Annotated in this window: 10 protein-coding genes and 1 pseudogene; 1 reads left to right on the top strand and 10 read right to left on the bottom strand. The window is 41.8% G+C overall.

Features of this window, described 5'->3' with window-relative positions; genetic code table 11:
• From WMO25_RS09315 to WMO25_RS09275, 9 genes and pseudogenes are all read right to left on the bottom strand, one after another.
• A pseudogene (locus tag WMO25_RS09315) lies at window positions 1-306 on the bottom strand (complex I subunit 5 family protein); the annotation flags it as partial.
• 13 nt (window positions 307-319) lie between these two features.
• Window positions 320-1,813, bottom strand: coding sequence for a complex I subunit 5 family protein (locus WMO25_RS09310; RefSeq protein ID WP_349085103.1), 1,494 nt, complete (start codon window positions 1,811-1,813; stop codon window positions 320-322).
• Window positions 1,814-2,185 carry a sodium:proton antiporter gene (locus WMO25_RS09305; RefSeq protein ID WP_015513989.1) on the bottom strand — a complete coding sequence of 124 codons (372 nt, stop codon included), beginning with the start codon at window positions 2,183-2,185 and terminating at the stop codon, window positions 1,814-1,816.
• A 1-nt stretch (window position 2,186) separates the two neighbouring features.
• Window positions 2,187-3,161 carry a hydrogen gas-evolving membrane-bound hydrogenase subunit E gene (gene mbhE, locus WMO25_RS09300; protein ID WP_349085102.1) on the bottom strand — a complete coding sequence of 325 codons (975 nt, stop codon included), beginning with the start codon at window positions 3,159-3,161 and terminating at the stop codon, window positions 2,187-2,189.
• On the bottom strand, window positions 3,154-3,417 hold the full coding sequence (locus tag WMO25_RS09295; protein ID WP_015513987.1) for a hydrogenase subunit MbhD domain-containing protein: 264 nt from the start codon (window positions 3,415-3,417) through the stop codon (window positions 3,154-3,156). The genes mbhE and WMO25_RS09295 overlap by 8 nt, the downstream gene beginning before the upstream one ends.
• Window positions 3,414-3,740, bottom strand: a complete 327-nt coding sequence (locus WMO25_RS09290; protein ID WP_015513986.1) for a cation:proton antiporter — start codon at window positions 3,738-3,740, stop codon at window positions 3,414-3,416. The genes WMO25_RS09295 and WMO25_RS09290 overlap by 4 nt, the downstream gene beginning before the upstream one ends.
• A complete protein-coding gene (locus tag WMO25_RS09285; protein ID WP_349085101.1) occupies window positions 3,730-4,053 on the bottom strand; it encodes an MrpF/PhaF family protein in 324 nt (107 codons plus the stop codon). Before WMO25_RS09285 ends, WMO25_RS09290 begins: the two co-directional genes overlap by 11 nt.
• 1 nt (window position 4,054) lies before the next feature.
• The gene (locus WMO25_RS09280; RefSeq protein ID WP_015513984.1) at window positions 4,055-4,513 is read right to left on the bottom strand and encodes a Na+/H+ antiporter subunit E; all 459 of its coding nucleotides are present in this window, start codon (window positions 4,511-4,513) and stop codon (window positions 4,055-4,057) included.
• A gap of 349 nt (window positions 4,514-4,862) precedes the next feature.
• Window positions 4,863-6,263 (bottom strand): citrate/2-methylcitrate synthase, encoded by a 1,401-nt coding sequence (locus WMO25_RS09275; RefSeq protein ID WP_227081507.1) that lies wholly within the window; start codon window positions 6,261-6,263, stop codon window positions 4,863-4,865.
• 602 nt (window positions 6,264-6,865) lie between these two features.
• Between WMO25_RS09275 and WMO25_RS09270 the strand changes: the two genes are divergently transcribed.
• Window positions 6,866-8,347 carry a hypothetical protein gene (locus WMO25_RS09270; protein WP_349085100.1) on the top strand — a complete coding sequence of 494 codons (1,482 nt, stop codon included), beginning with the start codon at window positions 6,866-6,868 and terminating at the stop codon, window positions 8,345-8,347.
• 106 nt (window positions 8,348-8,453) lie between these two features.
• On the opposite strand, the gene ppk1 is transcribed toward WMO25_RS09270, so the two are convergent.
• Window positions 8,454-10,176: polyphosphate kinase 1 (gene ppk1, locus WMO25_RS09265; protein ID WP_349085099.1), on the bottom strand; the 1,723-nt coding region annotated here is incomplete at its 5' end.

The following is a 10,176-nucleotide window of genomic DNA, read 5'->3' as shown; positions in this document are numbered from 1 at the left end:
CATATACTCAAAAGACGCAATGCCTACCATCAGCCATACAAATGCGATAAGCACTGAAAAAATCTTTGAAAGCATATCCACATGGAAAAATACATGCAGTCCTTCCGCAATGAAGAACTGACTTAAGGTCAATGTATCTTCTGGCTGCAGTGCGATCCATCCAATGCTTGCCAGGTCAATAACAAGTATCAGAAGTATATACAACTGCATATGCTCCCGTTTCCCGAACTTGATAAACATCAGCAGTACGCCTGCAATGATCGGCAGAAGCACCGGAAAAAGTAAAAAATAATTATTAATATCCATTTTTTCCTCCTTATCAGCCAAACATTGCAAGGCTGGCTTCTATTACCTTAATCACAGGCTGTGATGCAACACCCAGCCCGATATTCAAAAGAATCATTCCAATAATCGCTGCTGTCTCAATCCTGGACTTCTCAACCGTATATGCTTTATGTGTTTCCTCCGGTACAGGTCTGTAAAGCGTCAATACCGTACGCATAAAATACATGGTGTTCAGCACGGTACTGATTGCCAGCACAACCCATGCTGTGATCATTTTACTACCGGCTGTTGTTGCAGCAGCGGCAAATAAATATTTGGATACGAAACCTGTCAGCAGCGGCATACCGATCATAGAAAGTGAACCCACTGTAAAAGCTGCACCTGCAACCTTATTGCGCAGTCCCGCGCCTCTCAACGAAAGATAATCTGAGCGTCCATCTGACACTTCCGTCAATCCTGAAATACTGATAAACAGCAGAGACTTCATGGCGCCATGGGAAATGATATGAAACAGTGCAGCCACAACACCGGCTGTCGTTCCAAGACCAATACCCATATAAATATAGCCAATCTGAGCTACTGAAGAATACGCCGTCATTCTTCGGATATTTTTCTCCTTGATTGCTGCCACAGAACCCATAATCATTCCGACCACACCAAAAGCAAACAGAATGTTGACCATATGGCTGCTGATGACCGAATCAAAATCAAGTACTCTGTAGAAAATCTTGATCAGAAGGAAAATATATCCTTTAGATACCAATGAAGATAAAACCGCACTGGCAGACGGTGTTGTATAGCCATAGGCATCCGGAATCCATGTATGAAACGGATAAAGACCACTCTTAATACCAAGACCAACCGTTACAAGAATAATAATAACCATCAGCGGCACTTGATAGCTGTGTACGGCAACAATCTGTTCCAGTACTTCCTTAGCCGGGGACATAAGCAGATGTCCGGTAATACTGTAAAGAAGTGTCAGACCGATCAGGAAAAGGCCCGAACCCACAAGACTCATAATCATATATCTGAGGGCAGACACATAGGTTCTTCCCTGCTTCTTGATCATAATCAGACCGCAGGCAGCAATTGTATTAATCTCGATAAAAACATATGCCGTGAAAAGGTCATTAGTATAGATCAACGCAAGAAGTGAAGCCATCAAAAGATCCAGAAGAATGTAGAAAAGGTTCTTCTTGGAATCCTGTACTTCTCTGTCAATATGGGCCATGCCGCCGAAAACGGACAGCATCATAATCAGGCTGAAAAATACTGCCATCAGTGCTTCCAGTTCACCAATACGGATCTCATTGCCCCATGGTGCTGGAAAATGCCCCATCATAAAGGTGTAGCTTTCACCGGTTCCAACCACAAAGGAAAGCGTTGCCAGTGAAAGGATCAATACTGCAGTGACCATCGCCACATGAATATACTTTGCGACCCTGCCATTCATTACAAATGAAATGATAGCTGAAAACATCGACAAAATAATGCAGAAAAACGGAAAATTCTGGACAAAAGCCATTTAGTCTTCCTCCTTTCTGAGCTTCATCATAATCTCATCGATGTTAAGGGTATGGTATTCTCTGTAAAGACAGACAGTCAACGCCATCATCAACGCACTGACACTGACAGATACAACAATTCCTGTAAGTACCAGACCTGCCGGAACAGGGTTGATATAATGACTGGCATCCAGAATACCATCAACAACGATTGGCGCTGTTCGTCCTTCAATATAGCCTTTGGCTGCAAGGAAAAGGTAAACAGCAGAATCCATGATATCGAGTCCGATAATTTTCTTGAGCAGATTCGGTTGGAAAACAAGATTACTCATGCCAATAACAAAAAGAAGAACCGCTGCGATTTCTTCATAATTGGTTGCAAATGAGCCCATATCAAATTCCTCCCTTTCTGAACAGTGTATAAAATGAATACATCGTGCATGCAACAACAATGCCGACGCAGATGTTAAGGTATACAATCAGGCCAGCACTGAGAATATTGCCCGGCGTTCCCGGTGTAATAATGCTGTGCAGGTGATTCGCACCTGTATAAAATGAATAACTTTTTGCAAAACAATAAAATGTCAGTGCACCCACGGTCAGCGCCTTAACAACCTTCTCATTCATAAAACGCTGTGTTTTCTCAAATCCATAGGCTGTCAGATACAGAATTAATCCTGAACCGATGATCGCACCGCCTGAGAAACCGCCACCCGGTGAAATATGACCGTTAAGTACCACATAGATACCAAAGATAATCATCAGTGGCACCAGGAAATTAGCCACTTTCTGCAGAATCGTATCATTTCTCGGCTCGTAATGTCTGTCATTCATATCTTCAATAGCTCTTGACTCAGGATCCTCATCCTTGTCCACTCTTAAAAGAATCAATACACAACATGAAGCAACAAACAATACACAGGACTCACCGAATGTATCGAACGCTCTGTAATCAAGAATCATACCGGTTACAATGTTGACAGCGCCGGTTTCACTTAATCCCTGCTCTATATAACGGGTTGCGACTTCGTTATTCTCCGGAGCGTTCGGATCACCAAACTTCGGCAGGTAACTTACCGTCCAAAGAAGCAGACAGGCAATAAAGATTGCCACAATTGCACCAAAAACCTTATAAAGGCCTGTAAACCTTCTGACATTCTTGGCAAGCCCTTCCTCAAACATACGCTCACTGTAGTTGTTGGATTTGACAATATGTAAATGCACGTAACGGATTCTCTCATCACCAAAGACTTCCTTATCCGGTGCATTCATCTCCATCTGACCCTCAATTGGATCATAATCACCCTTTACCCAACGGGTAAACTTATCGGCGAAACTATTACGATAATTCGGATTCTTCTTACTCATCAATGTCCTCCTCTGCCGTCGTTCGTATAGAACGTATCTTCTTAAGAGTTACAAAGAAAAGGATACTTGTAACGCCGGCGCCTACAGCGGCTTCTGTAATCGCCAGGTCAGGAGACTCCAGAATAAGCCATATAATCGACATAACCAAACTAAATGCCATATAAATAACAACAGAAACCAGCAGATTTTTTGAAAAGCTCACTGCGATAGTACAGATGATCAGCAGCACAAGCAATAATATTCTCAAACCAGTCATTCTTTCGGCACCTCACATTCATCCTCAATCTGTTCATTCGTGCTGACTTCAAGCTTGGCCAGTAAATGGCTGCATACCGGTGATGCAAACCAGAAAACAACAAGTACGGTCAAAAGCTTCAAAGAAGCAAAGGAAATACCGTATATCACCATCATGCCCAGAACAATCATCATGATTCCCAGTGAATCTCCCATTGCTGCAGCATGCATACGATTCAATGCATAGTTCAGCTTAAATACACCAAAAGTCTGTATCACCATAATCAATATCCCGATCATGATCAACACAGCCGCGATGATAAAACGAATCAGACTAATATTCATCCTGACTCTCCTCCTCTATTCTGCTCTGTCTACTCTTTTTCTCATTATAAATACCAATATAAATCTTTGTCAGTACAATGACAGCCACAAAACTCATAATTGCATAGATCAGACAAATATCCAGAATACTGCTCTCATTCAGATAAGCTGCAAGAAGTGCAATAACGGCAATTGTCATCGTTCCGATCATATTCGTTCCAACAATGCGGTCAACAAGACGTGGTCCTTTGATGGTTCTGACCAGACAGAAAAATGTCAGGACTGCCAGGACAATAATACATACAAGAAAAAATAATTTAAATGCAGCGTCCATTTCATTCCTCCAGTTTCTTTAACATAGAGACAAAAACAGATGAATCAAGACCCTCTCCCATTGTCTTGTCATAACAATGAATCAGGTATTCGCCATCCTTCATCTCTACAGTGATCGTGCCGGGTGTCAGGGTAATCGAATTTGCCAGAAGGACCTGTGCTGTACGGGTCTTTAAATCCGTATGAAAACGCACCAGGGCCGGCTCCGGAAGAATCTGCGGTGAAAGCAGATAGTGAATCATTGTCAGGTTGGCTTTAATAATCTCATTAATCAAAATGAAACAATATCCAATGATCCACGGCAGTTTCCTTACAATCCACATATCCTTTCTGAAACTGAATTCTGTGAATTTGCATACGAATACATACATAGCCGCTGAAATGACCAACCCGAACAGAGTAATCTCAACTGTTATCCGCCCGTTGAGCATCACCCAGAACAAAAAGAATAACACAAACATACGCAACCTCTTCTCATACTTTTTATGCAATAATTATAACATATTCTATTTTTTATTGTCCATAAGTATTAAATCCCACAAAACATTTGGTTGTAATTTATTTTCGATTTATTTATTTGTTATTTATTTAACATTTTTGGTATATTTTTAAGATATGGCAAAGATATATAATAGAAATTTTGCATGCAAACTAAAAAAATATCATACTCATTGAAAATGGGTATGATATTTTTTTAACATACATGTATCGTGTTTCTACCTATTAAAAAGTATTTTTGTTATTATATTTTTGCGATTCTGTTATGCATTATTTGAAATTGTACTAAATTGAGTACAATCCTGTTTTGCATTATTTTTCTTCGATTTTACGGTAATTTCCCCCGGCCAGCTCTCGCTCCTGTCTTTTATCGATTGGCTGATAAATACGTTTTTCTGCAACACTCTTGTAAGCCGGACGAATAATCTTATCCGCATTCACCAGCTCTTCCATACGATGGGCGCTCCAGCCCACAACTCTTGCCATTGCAAAAATTGGTGTGTATAATTCCACCGGAATACCAAGCATGCTGTACACAAATCCACTGTAAAAATCCACATTGGCACTGACGCCTTTATAAATTTTTCTCTTCTCAGCAATAACCTCCGGAGCCAGACGCTCTATTGTGGTATACAGATGGTAATCATCCATTCTGCCCTTTTCCTTCGCAAGGCTTTCAACAAAACTTTTGAATACAACGGCTCTCGGATCAGACAGTGAATAAACGGCATGACCCATGCCGTAAATCAGTCCTTTCTTGTCAAAAGCCTGTTTGTCTACCAGTTGGTCAAGATAATTTCTGATCTCATCCTCATCTTTCGTGTCGCTGACATTGGCTCTCAAGTCATCCATCATCTCCATAACCTTGATGTTGGCGCCACCGTGTTTCGGTCCCTTCAGGGAAGCCAGGGCTGCCGCCATAACCGAGTATGTGTCAGACCCGGATGAAGTAACAACATGCGTTGTGAATGTGGAATTATTACCGCCACCATGTTCCATGTGCAGCATCAAAGCCACATCCAGTACACGTGCCTCCAGTTCTGTATACTTCTTATCCGGCCTGAGCATCATGAGAATATTCTCAGCAGTTGACAGCTCCGGAGACGGCCGATGAATATACATACTCTCTTCGCATTCGTAATGATTATAGGCATGATAACCGTAAACAGCCATCATCGGTACTTCACTGATAAGCATCATACACTGTCTGAGTACATTCACTTCACTCAGGTCGTTGACACGACTGTCATAAGATGCCAGGGTCAGAATACTCTTCATCAGAGAATTCATGATATCACGGCTTGGTGCCTTCATAATAACATCACGCACAAAATTCGTTGGAAGTGTTCTCATACTCCCCAGCACATCACAAAACTGTTTCAGTTCTCTCCTGTCCGGAAGACAGCCAAACATCAGCAGATACGCAGCTTCCTCAAAGCCGAAACGTTTCTCTCTTACCGTTCCCGAAACCAGTTCCCTCACATCGTATCCTCTGTAGTACAAGCGCCCATCGCAGGGAACTTTCTGATCTCCACTGATATCAAAAGCCTCAATGGTCGAAATCGTTGTCAGCCCCGCTACAACACCATTGCCATTCTTGTCTCTCAAACCACGCTTTACCTTATATAAATCATACAATTCCGGATTGATCGCATCTTTTCCCTCATACATATCCGCATGCTTATCTAAAAAATCAAATAATAAGTGATTCATATTATCCACAGACGTGTCCTCCTTTCAGTCATTCATGATGCAAATTAGATTTATTGTTTAATTATAACGAATGATTTTTAAAAGTCAACACAACGTCTATTTTCTTTATGATATTTCATATTTTTTTTTGATAATTTATAAAAAATTTATTTGCGTACAGGCGATAATTACTGTACAACAAAAAAACTTCCATATTATTGCGCCCATAAAGCAATAATATGGAAGTTTTTTTGTGAATAAATCAGAAACTTACTATTCAAATCTTCTTCTAATGTTGTGGTAGGGTTAAGGAGGAGACTTCTCATATGTTATTTCAAAAATATTCAGTCCATGTGATGATCCGTATCTGGTAGAATCAGAATCACCAACTGTACGGTTTTCCGTTCAAATATACCGCACATCAAGCTCTGACAATTATCTTTATCAGATGCCTATATTTTAACCAATTTTTCGACATATAGGAATGAAATCAAGCAGACATTGCTTTCATCTTTTTTCTTCATTCCAATCAAAGATGAATCAATATTATTCAATTTTGATTGAAAATTCAATTTTTAAGTGTTATACTAGATATCAGAATACTCAAGAGGGAGGTATGCACAATGAACGCCTATGGCACTTTGTTAAAAAAGCTGATTCGCTTTACTAATATTAAGTTAACAAATCTTGCCGAGATCGTAGGTTATGACACATCTTATATCAGCAAATGGTGCAACAAAGGCAAACTGCCTGCTGCCAAAGCCGCCCCTAATGTCAACAAATGTCTTGCAGACATTTTTGCACGGGAAATTATTATCCAGGAAGAGGCTACTCTTTTCGCTGCGGAATTCAATGCTTCCGGACCATATGATGAATCATCGCTCTCATCGACCATCTTTCAGCTTCTGAAGGATGCGTATAAACGTTCCTACGATAATACATCTGAAAACGCACAGCTTGCCGGCCTCTCATCCCAACGCATGCTTCTCTGGCAACTTGATATTAAGAACTTTTTTGTGACTGAACTGCCTCAGCTGCTGCATCAGCTGAACGAACCATGTCAGATACTCTGTACAATGGATATATGCGGATTCCTTAAAGATCTTTCCTATGAGACCGGCCGTCAGGCCTATTATACCAATCCCGTTCATATCAAGATGGGAATCAATCTCGGAGGCCATTGCAAGAACAACAGCTATATTCCTCAGTTGTACTATTTCCTGAATCATTATAACGATATCAGTTTTGATTTCTATGAGAACACATGCATGGACTATATGAATCTGTTTATCGTCAAGAACTGTATTGCTGTGCAGTGCGCTCTTGACAAGGACTACCGTATCAGCATCGCACATATCATTACAGATACTGCGCAGGTCAATAGTCTTTACCAGAAAGTGAATTCAGAATTCACTTTGAGCCGGCTGATGATTCATTCCTCCGATTCCGAAGAACTTTTTTATAACGGCTACCGGACAGAATTTTATGCACACAACGCCTTTCAGATTATGGTGGCAAAAGGTTTTGAATTTCTTCTTCCGCCGGAGATCAATCCAAGATTGATCCAGGCTGCCCGCGATCAGGGTTTTGATGAAAGCATGGCTCAGCTCGTTGCACATCTCGGCATCACATGGGAAGAGATTTTTGAAAAAGGAGCAATTGATTTCTACCTCCTGAAAACCAACCTCATACGCTATATTACCGATGGGACGATTTATTTTGCAGATGTCGTTTATCACATGTCTGTTGAGGAACGAAAGAAGCATATCCAGCATGTGCTTGATCTGGTACAGAAAAATCCGAATATACGCTTTTTCATTATTGATGATGAATGCATCCCCAACTCAGAACATCTTTTCCAGATGTCTGTTTATAACAACAAGCGCAAGCTTTTTCTGAAGAATATGGAACACTATGACACACGTACACATCTGGGACCAAGTTTCTACACCATGCAGAACGAAACTTTGATCGGCGGCATCAGTCAGTATTTCTCTGAACTTCAGTCTTCTTCGCTCTGCAATGTTTACGGATCAGAAGATGTCTTCAGATTCTATGAGAAATACGGCATAATGATTGACCGAATGCTCTCCATCGAAGAATAAAACTACGCTATAAAGGGCCGGCAAATGTTATCCACTCCATTTACCGGCCTCTTTTTTATGTCCGTCATCCAGCTGTTTTATGCTTGCCGATTTTTCTCACTGCGATCTATTCATCTACATGCAGCAACGGTTCAAATACTCTTCGAATTTGAACACTTTCCTCTTCCATGCCCTTTGCTTCCCCAACAGCCTCCTTGCAGAAATACTCCTGAGAATTAACAAGTACTTTGCCGCGCTTGTCAATTTTGCTGTAGCTGCCGTCCAGCTGGAGAATATGTGCCTTGACATTGTCTGCCAGCTGGACGCTGAGAATATGCTTCACAGCCTTTTTGCACTCCTCGTCTTCCACCGGGAACATGATTTCTACCCGCTTATCAAGGTTTCTAGGCATCCAGTCGGCACTTCCCATGTAAATATCTTCCCAGCCATCATTATAACAATAGAAGATTCTGCTGTGCTCCAGAAAATTCCCCACAATGGAACGCACATGGATATTTTCACTGAGTCCCGGAATTCCGGCCTTCAGGCAGCAGATCCCCCTGATGATCAGCTGGATTTCAACGCCTGCGCAAGAGGCCTCATAAAGAGCCGCAATAATCTTCTTATCACACAATGAATTCATCTTCGCAATAATCCTTGCTGGTTTGCCCTGCCTTGCATGCTCAGTTTCCCTGTCTATCAGCTTCAGGAACCGATCTCTCAGCCAGATAGGTGCAACGACCAGTTTATTCCAATACGGAGGCTCTGAATAGCCGGACAGCATATTAAAGACCGCTGTCGCATCCTCTCCGATTGGTTTAGAACAAGTAAGCAATCCCATGTCTGTATACAGCTTCGCTGTCTGGTCATTATAATTGCCGGTGCCGAGATGCACATATCGTCTGATACCATCCTCATCTCTCCGGACGACCAGGGTGATCTTACTATGAGTCTTCAGGCCCCTCAGACCGTAAATAACATGGCATCCGGCCTTCTCCAGCATCTTTGCCCACAGGATATTATTCTCCTCATCAAAACGGGCTTTCAGCTCCACAAGGACCGTTACCTGCTTTCCGTTCTCCGCTGCTGCTGCCAGCGATGCAATGATCGGTGAATTGCCGCTGACGCGGTAAAGTGTCTGTTTGATAGCCAGAACATCCGGATCCTTAGCTGCCTGGCGGACGAACTCAATAACCGGCGTAAATGTCTGATACGGATGGTGCAGGAGAATATCCTTCCTGCGGATCTGGGTAAATATGTCCTCTTCCGTATTCATCCCTTTCACAGGCTGTGGTGTATATTTGCTGTATCTAAGGTGATCAAACCCTTCAAAACCGCTGACTTTCATCAAAAATGTCAGATCCAGCGGCCCTCCGATACGATAAATCGCTTCTTCTGCCACATCTAATTCCTTTTTGAGGATTTTTAATAACCGCCTGTCCATATTTTCTTCTGCTTCCAGACGGATAACTTCGCCCCATTGACGCATCTTCAGCTGCCTCTGAATTTCTTTCAGAAGATCCGCCGCGTCTTCTTCATCAATAGACAAATCCGCATTACGCATAATTCTGTATGGATGCGCACAGATCACTTCATAATTTAGAAACAATTTCTGGATATTTTTCTCTATGATCTGTTCAAGAAGAATAACCGTTGTATCTTCATCATTTTCAGATGGGATCATAACAATCCTTGGCAGAACATTCGGCACCTGGACCGTAGCAAAATCATATTCCCCTTTCTGCTGTTCATCCCTGATCAGTGCACCGATATTCAGCGTTTTATTGCGGATCAGCGGAAAAGGTCTCGACGAATCAACAGCCATCGGAGTAAGCACCGGATACACATCA

This window comes from Coprococcus intestinihominis, assembly GCF_040096555.1.
Taxonomy (GTDB): Bacteria; Bacillota; Clostridia; order Lachnospirales; family Lachnospiraceae; genus Coprococcus_A; species Coprococcus_A intestinihominis.
Note: the sequence above shows the minus strand (reverse complement) of the source record. Positions and strands in the feature narration are given on the sequence as shown.

What these genes read in the sequence shown, in the direction of transcription:
- WMO25_RS09275 (WP_227081507.1), bottom strand. Translation starts at nt 6,263, where the DNA reads ATGAATCACTTATTATTTGATTTTTTAGATAAGCATGCGGATATGTAT.
- WMO25_RS09290 (WP_015513986.1), bottom strand. Translation starts at nt 3,740, where the DNA reads ATGAATATTAGTCTGATTCGTTTTATCATCGCGGCTGTGTTGATCATG.
- WMO25_RS09295 (WP_015513987.1), bottom strand. Translation starts at nt 3,417, where the DNA reads ATGACTGGTTTGAGAATATTATTGCTTGTGCTGCTGATCATCTGTACT.
- mbhE (WP_349085102.1), bottom strand. Translation starts at nt 3,161, where the DNA reads ATGAGTAAGAAGAATCCGAATTATCGTAATAGTTTCGCCGATAAGTTT.
- WMO25_RS09310 (WP_349085103.1), bottom strand. Translation starts at nt 1,813, where the DNA reads ATGGCTTTTGTCCAGAATTTTCCGTTTTTCTGCATTATTTTGTCGATG.
- WMO25_RS09270 (WP_349085100.1), top strand. Translation starts at nt 6,866, where the DNA reads ATGAACGCCTATGGCACTTTGTTAAAAAAGCTGATTCGCTTTACTAAT.
- WMO25_RS09305 (WP_015513989.1), bottom strand. Translation starts at nt 2,185, where the DNA reads ATGGGCTCATTTGCAACCAATTATGAAGAAATCGCAGCGGTTCTTCTT.
- WMO25_RS09280 (WP_015513984.1), bottom strand. Translation starts at nt 4,513, where the DNA reads ATGTTTGTGTTATTCTTTTTGTTCTGGGTGATGCTCAACGGGCGGATA.
- WMO25_RS09285 (WP_349085101.1), bottom strand. Translation starts at nt 4,053, where the DNA reads ATGGACGCTGCATTTAAATTATTTTTTCTTGTATGTATTATTGTCCTG.